At 66.0% G+C, this 24,548-nt stretch carries 22 protein-coding genes and 1 pseudogene; 12 read left to right on the top strand and 11 right to left on the bottom strand.

The features are described 5' to 3' along the window. Positions 1 to 347: 347 nt before the first annotated feature. From AC1DXJ_RS13460 to AC1DXJ_RS13445, 4 genes are all read right to left on the bottom strand, one after another. Positions 348 to 887 (bottom strand): hypothetical protein, encoded by a 540-nt coding sequence (locus tag AC1DXJ_RS13460; protein WP_477637193.1) that lies wholly within the window; start codon positions 885 to 887, stop codon positions 348 to 350. Further along, on the bottom strand, positions 887 to 2,101 hold the full coding sequence (locus AC1DXJ_RS13455; protein WP_477637192.1) for a serine hydrolase domain-containing protein: 1,215 nt from the start codon (positions 2,099 to 2,101) through the stop codon (positions 887 to 889). Before AC1DXJ_RS13455 ends, AC1DXJ_RS13460 begins: the two co-directional genes overlap by 1 nt. Positions 2,102 to 2,249: 148 nt before the next feature. Further along, positions 2,250 to 2,648 (bottom strand): NINE protein, encoded by a 399-nt coding sequence (locus tag AC1DXJ_RS13450; protein WP_477637191.1) that lies wholly within the window; start codon positions 2,646 to 2,648, stop codon positions 2,250 to 2,252. Between the two features lie 4 nt (positions 2,649 to 2,652). Then, a complete protein-coding gene (locus AC1DXJ_RS13445) occupies positions 2,653 to 3,408 on the bottom strand; it encodes a head GIN domain-containing protein (protein ID WP_477637190.1) in 756 nt (251 codons plus the stop codon). 174 nt (positions 3,409 to 3,582) lie between these two features. Between AC1DXJ_RS13445 and AC1DXJ_RS13440 the strand changes: the two genes are divergently transcribed. Both AC1DXJ_RS13440 and AC1DXJ_RS13435 read left to right on the top strand, forming a co-directional pair. Then, positions 3,583 to 4,707, top strand: a complete 1,125-nt coding sequence (locus AC1DXJ_RS13440; RefSeq protein ID WP_477637189.1) for a sensor histidine kinase — start codon at positions 3,583 to 3,585, stop codon at positions 4,705 to 4,707. Then, on the top strand, positions 4,704 to 5,372 hold the full coding sequence (locus tag AC1DXJ_RS13435; RefSeq protein WP_477637188.1) for a response regulator: 669 nt from the start codon (positions 4,704 to 4,706) through the stop codon (positions 5,370 to 5,372). Before AC1DXJ_RS13440 ends, AC1DXJ_RS13435 begins: the two co-directional genes overlap by 4 nt. 334 nt (positions 5,373 to 5,706) lie before the next feature. Here the strand turns inward: AC1DXJ_RS13435 and AC1DXJ_RS13430 are convergent, their stop codons facing one another. From AC1DXJ_RS13430 to AC1DXJ_RS13415, 4 genes are all read right to left on the bottom strand, one after another. Beyond that, positions 5,707 to 6,468 carry a DUF2306 domain-containing protein gene (locus AC1DXJ_RS13430; protein WP_477637187.1) on the bottom strand — a complete coding sequence of 254 codons (762 nt, stop codon included), beginning with the start codon at positions 6,466 to 6,468 and terminating at the stop codon, positions 5,707 to 5,709. A gap of 262 nt (positions 6,469 to 6,730) precedes the next feature. Continuing rightward, positions 6,731 to 7,024, bottom strand: coding sequence for a hypothetical protein (locus AC1DXJ_RS13425; RefSeq protein ID WP_477637186.1), 294 nt, complete (start codon positions 7,022 to 7,024; stop codon positions 6,731 to 6,733). A gap of 151 nt (positions 7,025 to 7,175) precedes the next feature. Beyond that, positions 7,176 to 7,859: a hypothetical protein gene (locus AC1DXJ_RS13420; RefSeq protein WP_477637185.1), complete on the bottom strand. Its 684-nt coding sequence runs from the start codon at positions 7,857 to 7,859 to the stop codon at positions 7,176 to 7,178. Between the two features lie 131 nt (positions 7,860 to 7,990). Further along, positions 7,991 to 10,702 (bottom strand): winged helix-turn-helix domain-containing protein, encoded by a 2,712-nt coding sequence (locus AC1DXJ_RS13415; protein ID WP_477637184.1) that lies wholly within the window; start codon positions 10,700 to 10,702, stop codon positions 7,991 to 7,993. A gap of 419 nt (positions 10,703 to 11,121) precedes the next feature. On the opposite strand from AC1DXJ_RS13415, the gene AC1DXJ_RS13410 reads away from it, so the two are divergent. The 7 genes from AC1DXJ_RS13410 to AC1DXJ_RS13380 all read left to right on the top strand — a co-directional run bounded on the left by AC1DXJ_RS13410 (position 11,122) and on the right by AC1DXJ_RS13380 (position 19,044). Next, the gene (locus AC1DXJ_RS13410) at positions 11,122 to 11,757 is read left to right on the top strand and encodes a hypothetical protein (RefSeq protein ID WP_477637183.1); all 636 of its coding nucleotides are present in this window, start codon (positions 11,122 to 11,124) and stop codon (positions 11,755 to 11,757) included. Between the two features lie 81 nt (positions 11,758 to 11,838). Continuing rightward, positions 11,839 to 13,230: an alpha/beta hydrolase family protein gene (locus AC1DXJ_RS13405; protein WP_477637182.1), complete on the top strand. Its 1,392-nt coding sequence runs from the start codon at positions 11,839 to 11,841 to the stop codon at positions 13,228 to 13,230. A gap of 334 nt (positions 13,231 to 13,564) precedes the next feature. Next, positions 13,565 to 14,488, top strand: coding sequence for an ABC transporter ATP-binding protein (locus tag AC1DXJ_RS13400; RefSeq protein ID WP_477637284.1), 924 nt, complete (start codon positions 13,565 to 13,567; stop codon positions 14,486 to 14,488). Then, complete coding sequence (locus tag AC1DXJ_RS13395) at positions 14,485 to 15,300, top strand: ABC transporter permease (protein WP_477637181.1); 816 nt, start codon at positions 14,485 to 14,487, stop codon at positions 15,298 to 15,300. The genes AC1DXJ_RS13400 and AC1DXJ_RS13395 overlap by 4 nt, the downstream gene beginning before the upstream one ends. A gap of 561 nt (positions 15,301 to 15,861) precedes the next feature. Continuing rightward, positions 15,862 to 17,109, top strand: a complete 1,248-nt coding sequence (locus AC1DXJ_RS13390; RefSeq protein ID WP_477637180.1) for a serine hydrolase domain-containing protein — start codon at positions 15,862 to 15,864, stop codon at positions 17,107 to 17,109. 190 nt (positions 17,110 to 17,299) lie between these two features. Next, a complete protein-coding gene (locus AC1DXJ_RS13385; RefSeq protein ID WP_477637179.1) occupies positions 17,300 to 18,271 on the top strand; it encodes an ABC transporter ATP-binding protein in 972 nt (323 codons plus the stop codon). Then, entirely contained in the window at positions 18,268 to 19,044 is a 777-nt protein-coding gene (locus tag AC1DXJ_RS13380; protein ID WP_477637178.1) for an ABC transporter permease, read from the top strand. Before AC1DXJ_RS13385 ends, AC1DXJ_RS13380 begins: the two co-directional genes overlap by 4 nt. Before the next feature lie 214 nt (positions 19,045 to 19,258). On the opposite strand, the gene AC1DXJ_RS13375 is transcribed toward AC1DXJ_RS13380, so the two are convergent. Continuing rightward, positions 19,259 to 19,672, bottom strand: coding sequence for a hypothetical protein (locus AC1DXJ_RS13375; RefSeq protein ID WP_477637288.1), 414 nt, complete (start codon positions 19,670 to 19,672; stop codon positions 19,259 to 19,261). Between AC1DXJ_RS13375 and AC1DXJ_RS13370 the strand changes: the two are divergent. Next, positions 19,592 to 19,993: pseudogene (locus AC1DXJ_RS13370) on the top strand (DUF2510 domain-containing protein); the annotation flags it as partial. The gene AC1DXJ_RS13375 and the pseudogene AC1DXJ_RS13370 sit on opposite strands and share 81 nt — an antisense overlap. A gap of 63 nt (positions 19,994 to 20,056) precedes the next feature. Then, on the top strand, positions 20,057 to 20,620 hold the full coding sequence (locus tag AC1DXJ_RS13365; protein WP_477637283.1) for an HIRAN domain-containing protein: 564 nt from the start codon (positions 20,057 to 20,059) through the stop codon (positions 20,618 to 20,620). Positions 20,621 to 20,906: 286 nt separating this feature from the next. Here the strand turns inward: AC1DXJ_RS13365 and AC1DXJ_RS13360 are convergent, their stop codons facing one another. Together AC1DXJ_RS13360 and AC1DXJ_RS13355 are read right to left on the bottom strand one after the other, a co-directional pair. Beyond that, positions 20,907 to 22,004 (bottom strand): esterase/lipase family protein, encoded by a 1,098-nt coding sequence (locus AC1DXJ_RS13360; RefSeq protein ID WP_477637177.1) that lies wholly within the window; start codon positions 22,002 to 22,004, stop codon positions 20,907 to 20,909. Between the two features lie 1,485 nt (positions 22,005 to 23,489). Continuing rightward, the gene (locus AC1DXJ_RS13355; RefSeq protein ID WP_477637176.1) at positions 23,490 to 23,957 is read right to left on the bottom strand and encodes a hypothetical protein; all 468 of its coding nucleotides are present in this window, start codon (positions 23,955 to 23,957) and stop codon (positions 23,490 to 23,492) included. A 267-nt stretch (positions 23,958 to 24,224) separates the two neighbouring features. Here AC1DXJ_RS13355 and AC1DXJ_RS13350 point away from each other — a divergent pair, with 267 nt between their 5' ends. Next, on the top strand, positions 24,225 to 24,542 hold the full coding sequence (locus AC1DXJ_RS13350; RefSeq protein ID WP_477637175.1) for a PH domain-containing protein: 318 nt from the start codon (positions 24,225 to 24,227) through the stop codon (positions 24,540 to 24,542). Positions 24,543 to 24,548: the final 6 nt, after the last annotated feature.

The raw sequence follows: 24,548 nt of genomic DNA, 5'->3' as shown, positions 1-24,548 counted from the left end.
GATCCAAACTACCTAGACGTTCGGGTTGGTTCTGGGGCTGTAGGTACCTCTTCGGTACCTACATTTTGGTGCTGGCCGCCAGCCCTCTCACGAAGGTGACCCGCTCGGGTGAGTCCGGATAAGGGCTCGTCATCGGCACCTCCCGGGGCGGATCATGAGTGCACGTCCATTGAAGCCCACCTGCGCCCGAAGACTCACGTCACAGGCGGCTACTAGACGATTCAGGTAGGGCTTTGAAGCCACCTGCGAGCCCATGTCACCTGGAGTGGCTGAGCATGAATCGCTGTTGGAGACGTCGCGACGCAAATGCGGTCGATGCCCGAAGTGTGCCCTCGGCGGGTCCAGGCTTAAGTGAAGGGCACGGCGATTATCAGCGTGCACATCCCGAATGTGGTTGCCAGGCCGAGTGCACGCAGCGGTGAGAAGGTCTCCGCGAACCAGGGAAGCGCTGGCCAGTGCCGGACCATCCCAAACACGCCAGCTGCGAGCAACGCGACCCCCACGAACCACGCGACAATGGGCATGGTGACCCAGTTCACCGTGACCCACGCCATGGCGACCCCGGTGAGCGCCGCGGCAAAGCGCGCGAGCATGCGGGAGCGGTCACGATCTGTCGCCGGGCCATGCCTGCCCCAGGCGTTGATCGTGAACGCCGAGAGGAGCCAGAGGATCGCGACCAACTGCCACTCCTCGAGCAGCAGCGCTGCAAGCGAGAAGGTGGCACTGGCCCAGAGGAACCGCGTCCTCAGCACCGCTCGTGCTCGCTCACGAAGCCCTCCCTTCGAGCGGAGTACCGCGGCAATGAGCGCTACCGCGAGACCGACAAGGACGCCAGTCGGTGCGCCGAGCAGCATTGAGAAGATGACGGTTAGGACAATGACGTCCATCAGTGCTCCCCGACGAGCAGTGTCAGCGCGGCTTGTTCAACGGACGCCTTCGTGTTCGAGAGGATGACGACCGCCCGGTTGTTGGCCAGGTCCAGGGCGATGGCGGCACAGAACCCTCCGGTGGCGCCGCCATGGCTGGTGACTGTATGTCCGGCGACGGTGTTGGTGTTCCAGGCGTATCCGATCCGTGTGCCATACCCGTCATCCCATCGTGGGGTTAGCGCGTCCATACCGGGTGCGGTGCCGTCAAGCAGTGCCTGCGCATACCGAACCATGTCTTCGGCGGTCGAGTGGATGCCGCCTCCGGGAGCCGACCCGTACAGCGTCCAGGCCGGTGCGTGCTTGCCGTCTTCGCTGTAGCCGGTGAGGACATGGCTCGGCAGGTTCTCGGTGGTGACGGGCACGGTACTGGCAGCCATGCCCAGCGGCCCGAAAATGCGCTGACGCACCAGTTCCTCGTAGGTCATTGAGCTGCGCGCTGCGAGCGCCTGCCCGAGCAGTGCGGCGCCCAGGTTGGAGTAGTGGACCGTGCCGCGTTGGCTCAGTGTCACCGTCCGTGCCTGTGCGATGACCTCGTCGACGTCCTGCACGAAGGGGTCACGGTGAGGGTTTGCGAGAAACAGCAACTCTTCTTGGAAGCTGAGTCTTGCGGTACGCGGCAGGCCGGAGCGGTGGCTGGCAAGCTCGGCGAGCGTCACGTCGGCCGCGGGTGCATCCGCCAGCGGCAGAAGTGCACCCAGCGTCGATTCGGCTGTCACCTCGCCCCGCTCGATGGCGTCGGCGAGCAGCAGCGAGGTGAAGGTTTTGGTCACCGAGCCGATCTCGTACACGGTGTCGCTGTCGGCCCCGAAGTTTGCATACGACACGTTGTCGCCGTCCACGACCGCGATGCTGACCCGGTCGAGTGCCCCGTCCAGGTGTGGCAGTGCCACAGCGGCCAGTTTGGAGTCGCCAGTCACCTTAGTGGAGAGCGACGGCGGGACTGGCCGGAAGACCGTGCCAATGAGAGCGACGCTTAGGGCAAGCACGGTCGCCACGGCGATCGTCGCGCGCCGGGAGGGGCCCGCGATGGGCACTGCCACTTCAGGAGTGCCCCACGTTGCCAGGACGCGCCAATGGTGCATGGCTGCCGCGCGAGCCAGTTGCTGGGTGATTGATGTTCCGCGTGGCGGCGCGAGCGGGGCGTTACGGTCTTTCGGACGTTTGGAGAACATTGCGGCTTCCTCTCGTGCTACTTGCGGGGTGCGGGTCTGTCGGCCGAACCTCGGCCGGTGGCTGGATGCGTCGTGGGAATGTGCTCACGGTGTTCCGGGTCGCTGACGGCGCTCTGACGCCCGCTCTGCGCGACGGGCGAACTGTGCGTCACCGGAGGGGAAGGCCGTCCGAATCCGGCACGACACGGACGGCGATCAGGACGGCATCGATGAGTGCCCAGACTCCGAGCCCACCGATCGTGAGGAGCTTGGCAAGCCCTAACCCGGTGTAGCCGAGGTAGAACCTGTCGATCCCGAACACCCCCAGGAAGGCGGAGAGGACGACCGCGACCACCCAGTTTCTGTCGGAGTACAGCCAGGGCAGCTCCTTCGCTTCGAACCACCGTCCGCCGGCGGCGTTGCGGACAAGTGTCGTAGGCCTGATTTGTCGTGCCGCTGCCATGGCACGGAGCTGCTTGAGGGTGATCGGTCCCAGCGGTTCGCCTGGACCGCTGGCCACGTACCGCTGGGAGCCAAGGGGGAAGGAGCTCAAGTCGTCGGTGGCCATGTGGTCAGCTCGCACGGATGGTGCCGTTGCCGGAGATATGCGTGGTGAGCGCGGGCGTCCCGGTGTAGCTGATGTTCCCGCTGCCGCTGAGCTGTGCGTCGAGCGTTTCAAGTGCGTTGACATGGGCGTTTCCAGAGCCATCGACCTGCACGTCGCTCGTGTGGGAGATCAGTTCGGTGGCGACGTAGTTTCCCGACCCGGCCAGCTTTACGGACTGTGTGTCCGTCGTGCCTGTGAGGTGTATGTCGCCGGAGCCGGAGAGCTCAACCGTGACTGTGGTCGCCGCAAGGCCGTCGAGGGTGGCCGAGCCGGATCCGGACACGGCCACGGTGAGGGGGCCGTCCGCGACAACGGAGCCATGCGCGCTGCCCGAGCCGGCCACTACGAGGCCGTCCAGCGTGGGCAGCGTCAGCTCGTAGTGGATGTCACCGCTCGCGTTGTGTCCTGCACGGCTGCCGAGGACAACGGTGCCGTCTTGGCGGCTGGAGGTCAGGTTGCGGAGGGTCGTCCGACCGGCAGTGATGCTGAGTTTCGGCGTCGGCCCGATGGTGATTGTCAAGTCACCGCTGGTGCGCAAGTCAACCGCGTGGATGCCGTCTGCGGGTCGCAGCTCGGTCGCGGTCGGTCCGGGGTCAGCGAGTGCCCCGTCGTCGCCACAGCCACTCAGCAGGGTTCCTGCCAGGATGACGAGCCCGACGGTGGCGACTGCTGCCGATTTGCCGATTCTGGGAGATCTGGTTGTGCGGTGGTGCGCCATCATCTGTTCCGTTCATTCGGCGCCCCGATCGATGTGTGGGCCGCAGTAGGTCGACCTTGTCGCGACATCGACGTTGCCCGCGTCGCCAGATGTGACACCGGGTGTCGTCGGCGAGGACGGAGTCCCGTCAACTTTCGGACGACGACGGGGTAGGCGGATGGGCATACGCTCGCGAGAGTGAGCCGACGACGAGGGTGGCCCGATCAGCAGGTTCTGACGTCCGACCTCTTCCTCGCTGCCGCCGCGGTGGTCCTCGAGGTCGCCATCGAGTTGCATTCGGTCGAGATGGACTGGTCTCTGCCGCTGCACGCCGTGCGCATCCCCGTCATCGTCGCGGTGATGCTGTTCCGACGCAGGCTGCCGCTGCTGGCGATGGTGCTGGCTGTGGGCGATGTGGTGCTGCAGGGCCAGTTGTCTGCGGCTCTGCCCATCGCTGCCTACGCGGTCACGGCCTACCACCCGCGCTGGTCGGTGCGGATCTCGGCCTTGGTGATTGCCTCGGGCGTTGTCCTCGCCGTGATGAGCGGCGAATGGCCTTTCCACAGTGCGGTCGTCGTCACTTGTTGCTTCGTGCTGTGGCCGGCGACCCTGGGCGCCTATGTCCCGGCGCGCGCCCAACTGATCCTGGCCACGACGGAGCGGGCCGAGCGAGCGGAGCGCGCCGAGCAGCTACACGCCCAACGCGCGGTGTTCGAAGAGCGGGTCCGGATCGCCGGCGAGATGCATGACGTGGTGGGTCACCGGGTCAGCCTGATGGTGTTGCAGGCCGGCGCTGCCGAGATGGCCGCGGAGGACTCCACCAAGGTGCGCCAGCTTGCCGACCAGATGCAGACCGCGGGACGGCAGGCCCTGGAGGAGCTGCGTCAGCTGGTCGGCTTGCTGCGCACGGAGGCGCAGAGCGAGGATGTGCCGCTTGCGCCGCAGCCGACCCTGGCAGATCTGCCCGAACTGATAGAGGAGTCGCTCCGGGCGGGGATGGACGTCACGCTTCAGCCACGTGGTCAGGTTCGCATCGTGTCCGAGGTGATCGAGCGCACCGCATATCGAGTCGTCCAGGAGGCGCTTACCAACGCCGGCAGACACGCTCCAGGGGGGCAGGTCCGTGTCACTCTCGACTACCGCCCGGATGCGCTGGCCGTGTCGGTGGTGAGCCGGCCCGGCACACGCGCCGCCAACGCCGTCCCGGGCACCGGTCACGGCCTCATCGGGCTCCGAGAGCGCGCGAAGGCAGCCGGCGGCTCCCTTCGGGCTGACCCGAGGCTCGATGGTAGCTTCGATGTCGAAGCCGTGCTCCCGACATGAGCATCCGCGTCCTGATTGTTGACGACGAGGAGCTGGTTCGGTTCGGGCTCAAGACGATCCTGGACAGCAGTGAGGACGTCGAGGTGGTCGGCGAGGCCGCCGATGGCCTCCAAGCCGTTGCGGCGGCAGCCGACCTACATCCCGACGTCGTCCTGATGGACATCAGGATGCCGCGCATGGATGGGCTCGAGGCGACCAGGCGCATCCTGGCCACCACTGATCCCCCGGCCGTGGCCATCCTGACGACGTTCCATCTCGACGAGTACGTACTGCCCGCCCTTGAGGCCGGCGCAAGCGGTTTCCTGCTCAAGGACACGCCACCGCACCAGATTCTTGCCGCCGTGCGGGCTGTAGCTGGCGGTACTGAGATGCTGTCGCCTGCGGTGACTCGTCAGCTGATCACCGACTACGTCGCCGGCCACTCGCGCCCGGCCCGCGACAAGGCTCGCGAGCGCCTCAGCGTGTTGTCTGACCGTGAACTTGAGGTCCTGATTCTCATCGGCCGGGGACAGTCGAACGCACAGGCAGCACGGTCGTTGTTCGTCAGCGAGACCACTATCAAGACCTACGTATCGCGGCTGCTCACCAAACTCGACATCACCAACCGCACCCAGGCCGCCATCCTCGGACACGAAGCCGGCCTGTTCGACCACCAGGCGCAGTGAGACGGCCCGGCGCGACGAGCAAGCGCGCAGGACGTCATGGTCAGTCCAATGCGCATTCGATGGGGCGCGTGCCGCACTTCGTTGTCGGCAAGTCATGAGAGAACGTACGCAGGCTACCGACACGCGGCCGGAATGACGCAGGCTTGGAGCTGAGTCCCGCGACCCACCACGTCACAGTGAAACGCATTCAGGGCTCAGGATGGCGACGCCGTTCCACGCAGTGCGGAATTGGTTCGAGCCAAGGCGGAGCCGCGCAGGTTACCGAACACGTATGGACCCAAATCGGGGGACGAGGTCGTCGGCGTTGGCGCTGCTGGTGGCCTGAGCGGCAGGTTCATGCTGTTGACCCTCCTCGTTGGCCCTCTGCGATGAGAGCCGCAACAATCTGTTCCAGCCCCGGGCCGTCCGCGTGACGCAGGTTCACCAACGGTGTTCGAGAGGTTGTGGCGATGCGAGCGACATGTCCTGAGTCAGGGTCGATGCGCATGGTGTCTTGGTTGGGCGATGTTCCGGCCGAGAGGGTGTCGTTCTGACAACCGCCCATTGGGGTGGCGGCCCGTGGCCGTCTCGGGCCGTTGACGCCACGGCGGATCAGGCACTCAGCGACGGCTGCGTTGATGATCCACCCCGCCGTGGTGCCGAGGAACTTGCTGAGGTCGTTGAAGCCGAGCAGGGACTGGCTGACACCCTCAGTCACAGTCTGGGTGCCCGCCCCCACGGTGAGGGCGTAAGCACGGATCATCCACGCCCGGTGTGACCCCACGTCGCCGCGGCGGATAGCCGCGAAGCCGAGGACCAGACTCACGGCGGTAACAGTTCCGACCAGCAGCCTCACCGTCCACAACGCCGCCCCGCCTGGCGCGTCGACGTAGAACACCGTCAACCACAGGCCGGTCACCGCAACGAGCAGCCCTGCCCCGACCAGAATTCGGCCGGCGCGCCGATGCCAGCCCCGGTGCCGCCGCCGCAGCCTCGGCGTGAACTGCAGCGCGCCAGCGATAGCGAAGAACACGGCTGCGATGACGTGCACGACCAACGGTGCTGGCGATGAGGTGATCCGTGGGTTCTCGGGCAGCAGTTGCGGACCGCCGGCCACCTCGATGACTCGCAGCACGCTGGCCACAGCCGGCAGCGCGACCAGGGCGACGAGTCCGGCAATGATGGGCCAGCTGGGCGGGCCCCCGCCGCTGCTGGAAGGGGGCACTCGCAGGAGTCCCTGGGCCGTGTCTGCGGACGATGTCATCGCGCACCTGCCTTCACGCACGCCCGAGTGATGGCAGTCACCGGGATGCCGCAGCTGCCAGCGGCCCGCTCAGCTCCGGCGGGGTCTGCCGGAACACGCACCGCGCTGGTGAATGTCACTTCGAGCTCCCGTCGTCGTCCGGGTGGCGGTCCGGCGCCGTGGACTCGTCCGCCATCGCTGGGGCTGCCTGCGCTTGCACCGAGATGAGGGTGACCCCCAGGTCTCGGATCCGGGCCAGCAGCCCGTGCAGCTGTGCTTGGTCCGCGACCGGCCCGGTCACGGTGGTGGTCCCGTCGATCTCACGCTGAAGCACCATCCCGCTGAACCAGGTGGCCCAGTGGTCGTCGAGGTGTCCCGCCACACGGAGCTGATACGTGCCCGGTGCGTGCTGCGGCGACCGGGGCGTCACGTCAATCGCCTCCCGATGAAGGCGGACCCCGCACCCCGCCGCGGTTGACTGTTGGCACCGCGGCTGGTGGCGGCCCTGCTCACACGGTCGCCCCGGCACGGCACGTCGACCGACCTAGTCGAAACGGTCGGGCGGCCCAGCCCACGCAAGCTCACTTCGCGCTCAGAGGGTTCAAGGTGGAGCGCAGGGACTCGGTCCTCGGGCCGTCGGGGCGAGTTGTTTGGCGCCACAGCGAGTACCCAAGACCGATGAGTGCGATGCCTGTGGGAACCGCGAAGACTCTCGGGTTCAGATCCGGCAGGGCGGTGATGAGGACCGTGGACAGGGCACCCAACGACAAGAGGGCGGCCGCCCAACGAACCAGCGTGCGGGCGCGGAGGATGGCGATGCCGAAGATGAGCCCGCCAGCCAGGTAGGCGAGTCCGCCGACTTGGGTGAGCGTCTGGTACCAGCCGAGGTCACCGCCCGCCGAACCCCCGCCAGCGAGGGCCAGCACGTCGCTGACGAAGGCAGGTGAGGTGGTCGCAATGGATGGCAGGACGCACAGAGCGATCAGCTCGACGCTGGTCACGACGACGTAGCCGCAGGCGAAGACGACGTATCCAAGTGCGCCCAGCTTCCCCATCTGGGTCGGGTGCCGAAGGTAGATGCCGGTGATGCCAGCCAGGGACAGGACCGCCATGAGCACCTTCATGCTCTGACGGACCGTCCACTCCGTGGTGGTTAGGAGCGCCAAGTCCAGCGCTGGGTGCGCTATCTGGACGGTGACGAACAGCAACCCACCCAAGGCAGCACACACGGCTGCCGCTCGGGTCAGCTTCGTGGTGGTGGTCATGGCCTGCTCCTTAGTTCATGCCGGGACGGTTGTCCGGACGGCTTGAACGTATGGAGGCCAAGGGGTCGTGCGCGTCATCCAAGGATGTGAAGCACAGGATGATTCCCGACTTAACCGGGGGAACCGGCTTGCTACAGCAGGCCGAGCTCCCGGCCACGCAGGACGGCTGACCGTCGGGTGGTCACGTCCAGCTTGGTGAAGATGTGCTGGGTGTGAGTTCGCACGGTGTTGTGAGAGACGAACAGGGCCTCGGCAATTCCGGGCGCACTCAGTTCGCTGTCGAGCATCCGCAGCACCTGTAGCTCGCGCTGGCTGAGCGTGTCGGCGGATGTGCCGGTCGCACCCCTGCTAAGACCCGGCTTCTTGCCCTCCTGACCCTGGGCGAGCCGCAGTAGCCGGGTGGCGTGGTCGCTGACACCGCCGCGGGCCGCCTGATGCAGAAGTCGCAGCATCGGCGGTCCCTCGTCTAGGAACACGCGGGCGTACCCGTTCGGGTCAGGTACGTCGTCCCATGCCCGCTGGAGGCAGTGCATCGCCTCATCGAGCCGCTTCTGCGCATCCAGAGCCAGGGCCTGCAGTACGTGAATCTCGATGACGCTGCCAGCGCGCCCATTGGCTTGGGCCGCTTCATGCAGCCGCCCGAGCAGCCGCAATGCCGACACGTTCCCATCGGCATCGTCATCGATTCGGTGTCGGGCGATGAGCAACCGGACGAGGGTCAACTGGTCAAACTCGTGCATGTAGTCCATGGGGTCGTCCACGCCGACGTCCTCAGTCGCCACCCAGTCGTCCGCTGCTTCGAGGTTGCCCTGCGAGATCCAGACCCTGGCCTTCATGGCTGGGATGGGCCGGATAGTGGGGAAGAAGCCGGGCCTGTACAGGGCCTGCGCTTGGCCCAACAGCTCCAGAGCACCTTGGGGGTCGCCTTGTGCCTCGCGGATACGTGCCGAAGCCAGGAACCACCGGTAGTGGCTTTCAGCCATCGGAGCACCTTCGCCGATGCCGGCCGCCTGTTCCACGTGAGCCCTTGCTGCGCCCAGATTTCCCGCTTCTCGATCCAGTTCGCTCAGGGCGACGTGGAGCTCGGGTGTCGCGAGCAGGACCACCTCGCCGTGACTCTGGCAGACCTGCAGTGCGTCCAGGAGGAGCCGGCGTGCAGAGCCGGGGTTCCCGGCGGCCACCCACAGGTCCGCAAGGACCACCCTGCTGCTCATCTCGTCGACCAGTGCGCCGGCTGCGTGCATGCTTTCCACAGCCGTCGTGAAGGTCTTCAGGGCGGTGGACACGTCTCCGTGTGCCCATGCGGCCAAGCCCAGGAAGCCGGCGCCGCTGGCGCGGGCCAAGTGGTCTTCTGGACCTGCCAGGTCGAGCGCTCGACGCGCGTGCTCCGTCGTGGCCGGTACGTCACCCCGGGCTTGCGCAAGGGAGGCCCGATAGACCGCGATGGTCGCCGGCAGAGTCCTCAGCTCCTGCGTGTCGGCCCAACCCGGACCCGTGGGGTCGGGCCCGGCTTCGAGTGCAAGCTCGGCGTCGTGGAGCCGCGGCTCGACCTCGTCGAGGTTGCCGGAAACGAGTCTGGTGTAGCCGTAGAAGACGCTGAGGACGGGGTTGCGGCGGACGGCGTAGTCCGGCAGCGCTTCCAGCCAGCTCTTCAGCAGCGTTCCCTGTCGCCGGCGGCGGATGGACGGCATGGCCGCCTCCATCAGGTACGCGGCCCGGTCAATGTCGCCTCCGGCGAGGGCGTGCCGCACCGCCTCCTCTGGCATGTCATGGCGCTCGTACCAGCGACCGGCACGTCGGTGCAGCTGTGGCACCACCTCCGGCTGCTCGGTGAGCGCTCTGGCACGCAGGACCTCCGCGAACAGGTGGTGGTAGCGATACCAGCGGCGTCGGTCGTCCAACGGCACGATGAACAGGTTGGTGCGGTCGAGCTCGGCGAGCATCGCGGTGCCGTCACCACGACCCGACACGGCGTCACACAGCGGGCCGGTGAGCCGGTCGAGTACGGCGGACTCGAGCAAGAATCTGCGGACGGGTGGGGGTTGATGAGCGAGCACCTCCTCGACGAGGTAGTCGACGATGTAGCGGTCGTCGCCTGCGAACCGGGTGATGAAGCCGTCCACGTCGTCTCGTCCCTGCATGGACAGGGCGGCCAGCTGCAGAGCCGCAATCCATCCCTCGGTGCGGTCCTCCAACCTGCTGATGGCCTGGGTGCTGAGCTCGAGACCAGCGACTTCGTTGAGGTATGTGGTCGTTTCGTCGAATGTGAAGCGCAGTTCCGATGCCCGGACCTCGGTCAAGTCGCCGCGGGCTCGCCACCGTGAAAGGGGCAATCCCGGGTCGGACCGGGAGCTGATGAGCACGTGCACGTGCGAGGGCAACCGCTCCAGGAAGAGGGCCAAGCTGTCGTCGACGTCGCGGCTGTCGACGCGGTGAAAGTCGTCCAGAACGAGCCACACCTCGCCCGGTGATGCGTGCAGGTCGTTGAGCAGGGCTGTCAGGAGGCGTTGCGCCGGAAGGTGACCGGCGTCCACAGGGTTGAGTGCGCTGAGCCCGGCCAGGGGCACAGCTGCCTGGAGCGCGGAGACGACGCCGGTCCAGAAGGTTGCGGGGTCGCTGTCAGTGGGGTCCAGGGAAAGCCAGGCCGTGGCAGCACCACTCTGGGCAGTCACGGCCATCCAGTCGGCCAGAAGTGTGGTCTTGCCGAACCCTGCAGGCGCCGACACCAGTGTGAGACGTGACCGTGCCGCCTGCTGAAGTCGCTCCTGAAGTCGAGGGCGCGGCACCAGCTGGGGGCGCAGCCTGGGGGCAAACAGCTTGGTCGCGATCACCTGACCAGCCATGGCATCCCCATCTGAAGGTGCACAGCCGTGAGATCAAGGGTGTGCCGTACCCACGGTACTGCCCGCGAGGCGGCACGACAGACGTGCGCTCAGCCTGCGACCACACCAGGCCGCTGCCCGCTGTGCGGTGCCCCGCAGCCGCGACTGAATCTCATCCACCCAGTCACATCGTTGCGTGACGCCGGCTCATCCAACCGCTCCCTACCTTCAGGGTCATCGTCCGGCACCCGTCGGAGATCGTCACACGCTTCGCAAGAGGTCGGCCAAACAAGCTGCCAGTGACGCCAGCGCCTACCAGGCGCCTTCACCCTCGGACGCCGCAGCCGTCGTTCGACGCCAACGCGCGTCTGCCCTCCAGACCGCCAAACACGGCCGTGCCCTCGCGCTGTCGACCCACCCATCTCACCAAGGAGAAGACCATGACCACCACCGCCCCGGCAACGCTTTACCGCGTGGCGGCTGTAGCAGGATTCGGCAGCGCCGTAGTCCTGCTCATCAACGCCGCCAAACGCGCCGAGGTCATCCCGACCTCGGCGTTCACCCAGCTGGTCGCTCCACTGGCCCAGATCATGGCCGCTGCCGCGGTCACTGGCCTGTACTTCGCCGTCGGCCGCCGCACAGGCACGGTCGGCCTGGTCGCGTTCCTGCTCAACGCGTTTGCCCTGACCTCTTTGGTGGGCGTCGAGTTCGTCATCAACCTCGTCTTCCGCGAGCTGCCTCCTGAGACGATCGAGGCCCTGCGGGCCGGACCGCTTGGCGCTGCACTGACGGTGGCGTCGGTCCTGTTCCTCGTGGGCTCCCTGTTCTTCATCGCGACCGTGGCCCGGGCGCGCGAGCTGCCCGTCGTCGCGCTCGCTCTGTACGGCGTCGGCGCCATTCCYGTCGCGTTTCGCGCGTTCGTGCCCGAGGTCGCCCTGGACCTTGGCCTGGTGATGCTGGCTGTGGGTCTGGCTTGGCTGGCCGCCTGGCTACTCCAGCACTCCGGGCGCGTGAGCGCCGTCGACACGGCCCACCGCACGCCCGCCGCCGCCCGCACCGTCGGAGGGCGCCTGTGAGCCAGGCAACAACTTCGAATCAGCAACCAAACCAACCGCACCCGTGGCGACAACGCCACGACCCTGAACTGGAGAAACGCCATGAAACGAACACACAGCTCCATCCTGGTGGCAGCCGCAACTGCCGCCGCCCTAAGCATCGGCCTCAGTGCCGTTGCGCTGACCGCCCCCGCCTCCGCCGCAGACGCCAAGAAGGGCGGCCCGACCCCCTGCCGCGGCATCGACAAGCTCCGCGTGCCGGGCGCGGAACGCCTTGAAGCAGCCTGCCTGACGGACCTGACCACTGCCGGCACGGTCGCCTCCGGACACACCGACCCGACCGACGGAGCCGGACTCAGCATCCCCGGCGCAGTCAATCCCTCCGGTGTGCCCGGCATCCAGCTGGACGGGTACTTCCCCGACACGTCCACCTTCAACACCGCCCACGGCTGGAACCACGACGCCCAGTTCGTCATCCGCTTGCCCCAGCACTGGAACGGTGGACTGGTCGTCGCCGGCCCGCCCGGTGTCCGTCGGCAGTACGCGAACGACTTCACCATCTCCGACTGGGTTCTCGCGCAGGGCTACGCCTACGCCTCGACCGACAAGGGCAACAGTGGCAACACCCTGTACCAGGACGGCAAGGCGCCCGGCGACGCGATCGCCGAGTGGCACTCGCGAGTCACCGAGCTCACGGTTGCAGCCAAGAAGGCAGTCAAGCAGCGGTACGACCACGGGCCGCGCCGCACCTACATCGTGGGGAACTCCGCCGCCGGGTACCTGACCCGTTGGCAGCTGGAGAATCGCCCTGAGCTGTACGACGGCGGCGTCGAGTGGAACAGCCTGCTCATGACCCCAGACCGGAACCTGCTCACCTACCTGCCGACTGCGCTGAAGAACTACCCCGCCTTCGCAGCCGGGTCGGAGCAGGCGCACCAGAACATCCTGGCGGCTGGCTTCCCGGCTGGGTCCGAACCCACGTGGGGCCTGTCCCATCGCATCTTCTGGGACCCCATCCAGCGCACACTGCGCGAGGAGCTGGACCCCACATTCGACGGCGAACTCGAGGCCGGGCACCCAGCCTGTGCTACCGGCACGCCGGACTGTGACGCCGACTACGTGCTCAGCGAACGACCCGCTCAGGTCACGGAGGCGCTCTCCCGTATCGCCCTGACCGGTCGCATCGGCAAGCCCCTGCTCACCCTTCAAGGAACGCTAGACACGGCTGTCACGCCCCGCGAGACCCAGCTCTACGCATCCATGATCAAGGCTGCAGGTCGCCAAGGACTTTCCCGGGTGTACCAGATCGAAGGTGGCAACCACTTCGAAGCCACCTACGGCGCATTTCCCGGTCTGCTGCGACCCATGATGCCATGCGTGCGCAACGCCTTCGACGCCCTGGAGGACTGGACCCAGGACGGGACACCCCCACCGCCGAGCCACTTCATCGCACGCGACGCCTCAGCTGACCTGATCAACACGTGCAACCTCTGACCGCTGGCATTTCGTGGCCAATCTCAGCCCGGACTGCTGCGGGCTGACCCGATGACTGGCGCTTCGGCCCTGGTGTCCCCTGCCCCCGGGTCGAAGCGTCATCGTCAGACCGCAACCTGGCTCACGCCCTCGGGTTGAGACTGCCCACCCGTGGTCGCTCTGATCGTCGCCGCTATCGCGCGCTGCTTGCTTCCCGCGACGTATAGCGCAGCATCCGTCGTGCGGGGCCGTGAACGCCCATGGCGGTGCATCACCCCAACGAGCTCCACTGCTTGCCGGTTCTCCCGGTCGGCGCCCACCAGACCCGCAGACACCATTCTTGAAGGAGTTCCTCATCATCACCATCGAGTCCGTCACCAGGACCTACGGCGACTTCACCGCGGTCGACGACGTCAGCTTCACCGCCCGACCGGGCCGCGTGACCGGATTCCTCGGCCCGAATGGCGCTGGGAAGTCCACCACGATGCGCATCCTCGTCGGACTTACAACAGCTACGTCGGGAACGGCGACCCTGGGTGGACGTCGGTTTGGCGATATACCCAACCCGGGTATCCAGGTCGGCGTCCTGCTGGATGCGTCAGCCCAACATGCCGGGCGCACCGGCCGAGAGACTCTGACCATTGCCCAGCGGATCATGGGCCTCCCGCGGTCTCGCGTCGACGACATGCTCGCCCTAGTCAGCCTGACACCTCAGGAGGCATCACGGCGAGTCCGCCACTACTCGCTGGGAATGCGGCAGAGGCTCGGCATAGCGACCGCCCTCATCGGCGAGCCCAAAATGTTGATCCTGGACGAACCGGCCAATGGGCTGGATCCGGAGGGCATCCGCTGGATGCGGGCAATGCTGCGCGATTACGCCGACCGGGGCGGGACGGTGCTCCTGTCTTCCCATCTGCTCCACGAAATCGAGGTCGTCGCCGATGACCTCGTGGTGATTGGCAACGGCCGGATCTTGTTACAGGGGGCCAAGAGCGACCTGCTCAAGACGGCCGGCACGCTGATCCGCACCCTCGACCGGGAGGTGGTAGTCCGGGCCTTGCATGACGCGGGCATCACCTCCTCTCCCGTGGATGGGGATGGGCTCCTCGCGCACGCGGACGCGGGACGGGTCGGGCCGATTGCCTTCGCCGCTGGCGTACGGCTTATCGAGTTGAGACCGGCCGAGGGCGCCGGTCTCGAGGAAATGTTCCTGCAGCTCACCGCGGAGACCCAACGCGACAAAACCCCTGACGCCCGACCGCAAGGACACCTTCCATGACCACTCCCGCCGGCACGCTCATCACCGAACCCGGGCCCGCTGGGGGCGTCCCTAGAAGTGGCCACGCCATTCCGCTGAGCCGCATTGCCACCACGGAACTGCGCAAGATATTTACCACCAGGTCCGGGTTCTGGTTGATCGCAAGCAGCGCAATCCTGGCCCTGCTCGCGACCCTGGCCGTGATTGCGTTCTCCTCCGAGGAATGGACGACATACTCTGCGTTCGCCTTCGCGGCCAGCTATCCCCTCACCGTTGTCCTGCCGATCATCGCGACCTTGTCCGTGACCAGTGAATGGAGCCAGCGAAGCGGCCTGACCACGTTCACGCTGGTCCCACACCGCGGCCGGGTCATCGCTGCCAAAGCCATCGCGTGTATCAGCATCGCTGTCGTCACCATTCCCCTCGCCTTCGCCGTCGGCGCCTTGGGGAACGTGGCCGCGACAAGGATCGCCGGCGTCGAGCCAGTCTGGGGCCTGACGGTGTCGAACATGCTCACCATCGGGTTGGGCAACGTGATCGCCATGCTGATCGGCTTCATGCTCGGAGTCCTGATTCGAAGCTCCGCCGGGGCGATCGTGGCCTACTTCGTTTACTCGTTTGTGGTGTCCCCCCTCTTGGGTTTGCTCGCCGCCAAGCAAACGTGGTTCAGGGACTTGCAGCCTTGGGTCGACTTCAAGGACGCGCAAGGAACCCTGGTCGACGGGATCGTATCCGCCCAGCAGTGGGCTCACCTGGGGGTCTCTGGCGCCATCTGGCTCATCGCCCCGCTGAGCGTGGGCCTCGCCGTCGTAGTTCGGGCGGAAGTCAAGTAGCGAACCACGAAGCGAGGACCGAGTACGCCCCAACGTGACCTCGAGACGTGGGCCTCCGGCATCTCAACCAAGAGGTTGGTGCACGACGGCGCTCCGAGTGAGGGCCCGTTGGGGTTCGCGACCCGGCGGGCTTCCGCAGGGAACCCCACACGACCCCAGAAGCATGTCCCAATTACTGCCGAGGGACCATCTTGTCTCGCCCCAACGCCGAACCGGCTGTCGCCACCCGGCACTGGTCGCGGCTCGGGCAGCCATCTGACAGGCGTGCCTTTTCGACTCCGCGGACCGCGCCCGCCTTCCGACGGGCGGACCTTCCGTCGCTCGGTACCACGGTCAGGATCATCCCAACGATCATCCAATGATGTGACGCTCGCTCAGCCACTGGGCGCCTACCTTGCGTCACGGGCTCGACACGCACATCGAGCTACAACAACACGACAACGCTGTCTAAGCCTTGGAGGCTGACGTGACCATCCCTGCTGGCCGAATCCGGCCTTGGCGCTCCGCCACGGTTGCTCCGGCAACCGATCCCAAGACACGTCGACAACCCCTGGAGATGTCATGAATTCCACAGCCGCACAGCACCGCGCGACCACGGCACGAACGACGAGCCTCCAGTCGCGAGGAGCCGGCCTCAACCGGCGTCCGCGGATGGCGACGCGGTTTGCCATTGCTGCGACGGTCCTGTCGAGCCTGCTGTTTGGCGTCAGCTCGGCCAGTGCCGCAGCCCTGCAGGCACCTTCCAACCTGGACGCTGTAGGGACCGAACTTGACGCTGCTCTGAACGACGTAGTGGCGGCCGGAGTCCCAGGCGTCATCGTTCGGGTCACGGACCCCCACCAAGCCGCCCGCAACTACGCCGCCGGCGTGGGTGACCTCGCGACCAGCATCCCGCTACGGCCCACGGCCCGGTACCGGGTCGGGAGCATCACCAAGACCTTTGTCGCCACGATCGTCCTGCAACTCGTCGGCGAAGGACGCCTCCGGCTCGATGAGCCCGTCGCCGAACGGCTGCCCGGTCTGCTCTCGAACAGACCCCCGATTACGGTGCGACAACTCCTCAACCACACCAGCGGGCTGCCCGACTACATCGAAGATCCGCAGCTCTTCGCCGGGATAGTCCAAAACCGCGTGTGGAAACCGCAGGAGCTCGTGGCCATGGCCGACAAGCGCCCGCAGGTGTTTGCGCCCGGCAGCGCCTGGAGATATTCAAACACCAACTACATCGTCGCGGGTCTGCTCATCCAAGCGGTCACCGGCCGCTCCTTGGCGCGCGAGTTGCAGCGCCGCATCTTCTCCCCCTTGCGCTTGGACCACACGTCCTTCCCGGTGGCGACCGGGCGTCTGGCTGGGTACTACGCCCATGGATACATCTCGACCGAAACCGCCCCGACCCCCGACGGTCAACCCCTCGACGTCACGGGCTACAACCCCTCTCACGCCTGGGCCGCCGGGGCCATCGTGTCCAACGCGGAGGACCTGTCCCACTTCTACAAGGCCCTCATGAGCGGGCGGCTCCTCAGCCAGCCCCTGCTGCGGGAAATGAAGAAGACCGTTGCCGAGGATCCCACCGACCCGAACACGACCTTCAGCTACGGCCTAGGGCTGCAAAGAGTCAACGACACCTGCGGCGCCAACTGGGGACACGGCGGTTCCATCTACGGGTATCAGGGGCTGGCCTTCTGGAACGAGCGCACGGGTCGGACCGTCATCATCGCCAGCACCATGTTCTTCGCGCCCGCAGCCGCCGAGGCCCCCCTCGCCACAGCGACCGACCTCGCCCTGTGCGCCAAAGCCAAGGCCCCCTGACCCACGGGACCGTGACTACCCATAGCGGGAGCATCCAGCTGTCTCTGCAGTGAATTGGCTGCTCCCGCTCTGGGCCGGTCTCGGCCACGGGGTACGAGCGTCAATCAAGTAAGCGACCGCAGTCGGTCCACCACCCAAAGCCTCTCCCCATGGGGACGTTGCAACAACCCAGAATCCGAAAGGCGAACACGTGAAGTCAACGGTGCTGAGCGACACTAACCACATCGAGGTGCGCGGCCTTCGCCGCGTCTACGGCACCGGCGAAGGAGCCTTCGAGGCCGTACGGGGCATCGACCTCGTCGTCGAAGCGGGCACCATCGTTGCACTTCTCGGCACGAACGGAGCGGGCAAGACCTCAGCCCTCGAACTGGTCGAAGGACTGGCCAAGCCAACAGCCGGCCAGGTTCGCGTGCTCGGTCTGGACCCAGTGACTGACCGCGCGGAAGTACGGCGAAGAACGGGCGTGCTCCTACAGACCAGCGGGTTCCCGGCGGACCTGACCGTCGCCGAGACTCTGCGGATGTGGGCCTCGACCATGACATCGGCACGCCCTGTCACCGATGCGCTGGCCGAGCTCGATCTTGCCGCCCGCGCCGACGTGCGGGTGCGAAGCTTGTCGGGCGGCGAGCTGCGGCGCCTCGACCTGGCTTGCGCCCTGCTCGGGGATCCAGACGTCGTGCTGCTCGATGAACCGACCACCGGACTCGACCCCCAAAGTCGGCGCCGGGTCTGGGACCTCATCGCAGCCTTGCGGGATCGGGGCCGGTCGGTGCTCCTGACCACCCACCACCTCGAGGAGGCCGAGGAGCTGGCCGACCGGGTAGCGATCATGCACGCCGGTCGGATCGTCCGGGAGGGGACGCCTGCCCAGCTCGGTGCCGACCAGCCCGCGACCATCCGGTTCCAAGGCGCCCCTGCCCTGGTCGGGCTCGACGACCTGCCGGGCACCATCCGGGTTACGACACAAAGCGGTATGACCACGGTGCACACCCATGACCTCCATAGCACCCTGCACGCTCTGCTCGGACAAGCCGACCAGTGCGACGTGCGCCTGTCCAACCTCGAAGCCCGCCACGCGTCGCTCGAGTCCGTCTTCCTCGCGATCGCCGCAGGCGAGAACGCTCCAGAATCCACCAGCGCAATGGAAGCAGCAACCCGATGACCCTTCTCGAGATCTCGCCGCGGCGCATCGCAGGGCTGGCCCGCGCCAACGCCACCTTGGTGGCGCGCAACCGGCTGACGTTCACCTACGCCGTCGTACTGCCCTTGCTGCCACTCGGACTCCTTCTGGTCGGCGACAACAGCTCCAAAGAGGCTGGCGCGAACGCAGTGATCACTGCCTTGATGATGGCCGCACTGTTCCCCGTCTACGCAAACCTGCTCTCCCAGCTCGTGACGCGCCGCGACGAACTCGTCCTCAAACGCCTACGTACCGGGGAAAGCACGGACGCCGACATCATCGTCTCCCTTGCGCTGCCCGGACTGGTCGTGGCAGTCACTACCTCAGCCCTGGCGGTTCCGATCGCGGTCGCCCTCGGGCAGGAGCGTCCGCTCAACCCGCTGTTGTACGCCCTGACCGTGGGTGTGACTCTGCTGCTGTTTGTAGCCTTCGCATGCTGGACGGCCGCATGGACGCGCAACGCGGAGGCTGCGCAGCTCACCAGCATGCCGGTCATTGTCCTGGTCGTCCTCGGTCAGGTGGCGACCGCCTTTCCAGACAACGTTCGCCGCTGGACCGACCTCACGCCAGGCGCAGCAATGACCGACTTGGTGCGCGGGAGCTGGTTCGGGTTCGGCACGGGCAGCGCAGACCGGACCCTGGCACTGCGCGACACCTGGGCGGCCGCTGGCGAGCCGCTGCTGGTTCTGGCCGTCTGGGCTGTGCTGGCAACGGTCCTCGCGAGACGATCGATGCGATGGGAGCCTCGTTCGTAGGCAGCGACAGCACCTGCCTCATCCTGCATGGAGCCCGCCCGCGTCCAACTGCGAGCCCCACCTAGCGGAGAACGCGTCCACGAGCAGCAGCCCGCGACCGTGGACGGCCAGTGGGTCCTCTCGCACGTGGCTCGGGTCGACGACGACGCTCGCACCCGGCGTCGGTGTGAATCACTGCGTTGGTGACGAGCTCGCTCAGGCACAAGAGGGCGGTCTAGAGATCCCAAGGTGCCTGCAGTGTCACCTCATGGTTGTCCGAGACCCAGAAGATGCCGATTCGCACCTGTGCGAGTGCTGGGGCAATGGCGTCAACGCGGTCGCGGTGATGTTGATTGTTGGGGAACGCCAGGGTGGGGTAATCGATGCCGCTGGACACCCAGCGGAGAGCTCGGACGACAGCGACGCCGATGTGTGAACCGACTTGGTTGCCGGTGAAGAGCTGGCCGTATCGCTTGGTGGTGGCCTTGGAACTGCCCGCCCCCTTCGCCTCCACGAGAAGGCGTTGGCCGTCTTTGAGCGCATCGATGTCGTCGCCGAGCTCGTTGGCGTGCGCGGTGGACTGGATCGTCCAACCCTTCGCCACAATGAATGCCACGACGGCGTCCACTACTTCATCTTCAAGCAGCACCAAGCCAAACTAACGCAGTCGACCGGCAGGCCGACCCGTCGCTGTCGGTGGCCGCCCCGCGTCCGGCTGGCGGCGAAATGGCGCGCTTTCGTGGGGCTGCGCCCAAATGGGGCGCCGAGCATCAACCGGGGTCGGCCAAGCGTCAAGGGAGAGTGCTACCCAACACGTCCGCGACAGAGTCAGATTTCAAATACGCTCCGAGACGTGACAGGTGAAGGCAGTCCACTCCCTCCCGCCCAATGGTTTGTGGACCCACACGACGAGAGTCAGTGGCGCTGGTGGGACGGTGCTCGATGGACCGAGCAGTACGCCCCGCGCACGACCACCGCCGCGCAAGAATCCGCGGCACTGGAGCCCAGCCACTCGGAGGCTCGAAGCAGGTTCATGCGAGAGCTTGTCGGCAACAAGGACGAGCGCGCTGAGGCGAAAGCAGAGCGCTTGGTCGCTCGCGCGAAGGCAAATGCGATGTTGAAGGCGAACCTTCGGACGCCCAAGCCACAACGTGCCGTGCAATCAAGTCATCAGGGCAAGGCTCCGTCGATTGCTCAGATGCTCGACGAACTCGCGCTTGAGCCTTTGCGTACCCCTCTCGACGAGCAGGTCGAGGTTGTCGGCGAAACGTTCAACATCGCCGGGATCAAGAGGGTCTTTCGGGGGCGTGGACTGCCCATTCCTACCGTCGGCATCGAGATTAGCGAGGCCGTGTGTGTGTTGATCCCTGAGCCTTGGAACCCGCACGATCCGAACGCCGTAGCTGTTGCTGTAGATGGGCTGCAGGTGGGGCATCTTCCCGCAGAGCTCGCCGAGGAGTACGCCGGACCGCTGGCCGAAATCGCCCGGGGCGGACACCTGGTCACCGGCGTCGGCCGCATCTGGGCCAAGGACGACGGCGCCGGTATGGTTCGCGCTCGGGTCACAATTCTGATCCCGGAAGCGATGGAGCTCTGAGGCCCTGCATCTTGAGTGAGACTCAGGGGGCGGAAAGACGCTGGGTCGACAAGGACTTGGCGATCTGGCAAACATCTCGGTCGTCGACCAGATTCCGGCTAGCCCTGACGAAGGTCTCCTAGTAGCGCCAACAACCCCTATCGCTCGCTCGATGATTCGGACTGGTTCGCTCACCGGCGCGACAGGCACCACCTGCCTCGTCAACCCGTCGACCCTCATCTGACGCCGAAGTGTGGACACGGCTCGCGGATCTGGGCGAGTAGCGCCTGCCCACTGGACAGACTGATCACCACCGCAAATCTGTGTCTGGCCTTCGACTGCACGCCTGCACGAAACTGCCGAGTTGGACTGCGAGTTCGCCTTGGACCTCGTCGTCATCCAGGTAGGAGAAGTGATCGCAGGCCGCAACGAGCCCGCGCGCTCGATCAGCGAGAGCAGACTTCACCGATACGACCAGGTCATGCGGCTCCATGCCGAACGCTCCGCTTCCAACACCCTGCATCGCCAAGGAAACGCCAACGGCATCGGCGGTCCCCATGTGCACGTCGCCGGCAATCATGCTGGTCCTCGGATGTAGGAAGGCCCGCAACGGCGGCAGTGCGGCGCTTGACGGCTGCATGATCGTGATCCCGGGCGGCGGGTCATATCGAAGTGCCAAACCAAGGAAACGCGAACCAGCATCCACAACCGGCCCGCCGACTGCTCGCAGCCCCCCCAACAAGGCGCGCAGGGCGTTCGAACCGACGTTGGCCCCCATCGCCAGCGGAGTGCCGCAGAAGGGGGTGCCGAGGCTCACAACGCCGTGAACAAGCTCCGGATGTGTCTCCCGCAGGATTTGTGCAGCCCTCGTCGCTAACAGTCCACCGCGCGAGTGCGCGACAAAGAGGACTCTGTCAGAGATGCGGAGCGTGACGAGATGTGCCAGATCCTGGGCGTTGCGCTCCAGCGGCAACCACGTGTCGTGTTCATAGCGCAGCACATAGATTCCAGCATCCGTCAATTCTTCTCGAGAGATGGCGCCGGCGAGTTGGAGCCCGGTCGACATGGTGCCGTGGACGACGACCACGGCTGCTTCCACGGATTGAACGAAGTCATCCAGATCCGAACACGTCCGCGCCAGGTCAGCGTTGCGGCGTTCTGCCTCTCCACGGCGACCTCCGGCAAGGGGATCGCCCTTCGATGAGTCAAGTCTCCCCGCCGACACGCGCAAGACGCGACCCACGACGAGTCCCGCCCCTTCGAGCCCGGCTCTTACGAGGCGATGCGCACCGTCCTTTGCGCTGGTCACGACGTCTCGGATCCACGAGTTGTCTCCCGTGTATATCCGCCAGTAGATGAGCTCATCGAGTTCGCCCAGCGGCGCGGCGGCCAACAGGTCACTCACGTCTGGGAGGCGGCCCGGTGAGACGCCCTCCTCAAATCGGACCTGTATCGAGTCTGCCCACGACGGCCATGGCGCAATAAAGCCGTCCAGACACACACCGATGGCTCCGATGCCCATGCCGTCTTCCCTGAACCCAACGACCGCACCACTAGACCCGTAGTTCCAGAATGCACGCCTTAGTCCAGACTCAGGCCCTCGAGTCCCGTACACCTGGGGATCAGCGGGAGGACCAGCCCAGGTCTCGAGCCGGTCTGGACGCACAGGGCCTAGCGGGCTCCAATTCTCGGGGGCGTCACCACTGAGAAAGTCGGACTGCACAGCCTCTTGCACTGCGTGGTCTACCAGTCCCCTCGGGATCTCGAAGGAACGCCAGGTGCTGTCAAGGAGACCACTCAATTCGCCGGCGAAACCTTGGGACTCCACGTAGTCGCGAAGGTCGTTCTCGCTCACCACGAGCGGGGCTTGCTCATTCTCATTGTGTGAGCCTCGGACTGTCACGACTGGAGCCAGGCCCCATCCGTCAGCGAAGCCGTATCCCTCGTACCTGCCGACATACATTTACGCAGAGTATGACCCCGGCTTCGCGCTCACAATGAGACACGAGGCATCCTCGGGATTGTCGCCCGCCTTGGCTTGCTGAGATGACCACTCCAAAGTCAGCGCGAAGCCTCGTTCGGGACCTCTTGGCTAGCCGTGGGTGCGCCGTGCGGGTGATCCGTTCCAGCCTGTTAGCGAGGCCTCGAGTGGATTGGCATGACTGTGATCCTGATGAGTGGACGAGCGCCCTTGGCTCCACGGCCACCGGCGATGACACCCGCTTTTTCCTGCACGACGATCACAGCCCAGCACCTGAAGGCCCAACGGCCTCCGTTGGTACCGAGTGTTGGCGACTGAAGTGCCCTCGGCCGGATTCGAACCGGCGACAGCCGCTTTAGGAGGCCGACTAAGGTCGACGGACGTGATCGGATTCCCTTGTGCAGCAACGGAAATGCGATCAAGACTACCTAAACGTTCGGGTTGGTTCTGGGGCTGTAGGTACCTCTCCGGTACCTACATTTTGGTGCTGGCCGCCAGCCCTCTCACGAAGGTGACCCGCTCGGTGAGCCCGGATAAGGGCTCGTCATCGGCACCTCCCGGGGCGGATCATGAGTGCACGTCCATTGAAGCCCACCTGCGCCGAAAAGACTCACGTCACAGGCGGCTGATATGACGCAAGACCGTCGCCGCTCTGGTCGCATCCTCTCTTTGGCCCACTCGGTAGTGCTCCTTAGTTAGCCGGCGGGTCGTGAGCGACTAGGAGTACGGCAAGCCCGAGCGTTCGGCCCTCGTCCAGAAGTCTGTGGTGCCACAACCGCGGAGCGTCGCCGGGCCCCGGTGCTGTTGCGGTTTCGTGAGTGGTTGACCAGCAATGGTCGTCTGCGACGGCGGCAACAGGCACCCTGAGCACCGCGGTTGGTGGGAGTCCATGCGCGCCGGCTGAGCGTATTACAGGGCCGCCGACCATCCAGTGCTGCCCACGCCGGTGGCCTTGACGAAGCGCTGAGTCGGGTTGACGTTCTCCAGGGTGTAGATCGAGCCCGGCACGGCGCTGGCAACGCCTTCAGGGTGCACCTGTCCGACCATGTGGCAGACATGGTGGCGGTTGCCGCCGACCACGGGGCACACGAAGTCGATTGTTGGGTTGTCGCCTTGGTCTACCTGCCGCCAGGTTTCGTCGCCTCCGTTGTCGAGTCCGACCATGTAGGGCGACCGGTCGGCGTCCGCCTCCGGGTGGTAGGAGATGTAGAGCCCCGTCGTCGCCGATCCGGCCGAGACGATGTCGGATACCCTCACGTCCTGCATCTTTCGTCCCTTGTGAGCCGCGATGGTGACGGCCGAACGGAGTCTGCCCCGGTGACTCACCACCCGGAGCTGGTCGAGGCTGCCCCTGTTGGCGTCGTGGACACCAGCCACGACACGGATCCCATTGAAGGCTGAGGGCCTCGCCCGGCCACGCCTGCACCGTCGCTGACCAAGTGAAGGCGTTCGAGGCGCACGTCGTCGTTGTCGTTCCCCACGTTGAGCACCGCTCGCTCGCTGGTGGGCGCAGTGATGACGGTGAGGTCGCAGATCGTCAGGTGGCGCGTTGTGGAGAGTCGGACCGAACCACCGAGGACGGTTACCCGCGCCACGTTGATGTGAGTCGCCCGCTGACCTATTGCTGCAGCGGCGGCCGCTGCAGTGGTCGTGGGATTGCGCACATGGTTTCTCAGGGTCGTGATCGATCAAGACGAGACCCGGGTGGTCAACTGGGTGCGCACGCATCGCGTTCCCTGGGCGGAAGTTTCACCGGTTCGAGTACGACGGGGGCGTGTCGTTGTGGCTCAGGGACATGCGAGTGATCGTCATCTCCGCGTACGCGCTGGTGCCGGGCCGGTTGCCCAGTGCAAGTCGACGCACGGAGGACGCCGCCCGCACGACACCCATCAAGTGGACCTAGGCATCACCTCGTCACCTCGTCACCTCGTCGCCGGGCGCGGTCCCGCTCGGACGATCTAGGAGTCG

It is taken from the genome of Pedococcus sp. P2_D9, assembly GCF_056404275.1.
Note: the sequence above shows the minus strand (reverse complement) of the source record. Positions and strands in the feature narration are given on the sequence as shown.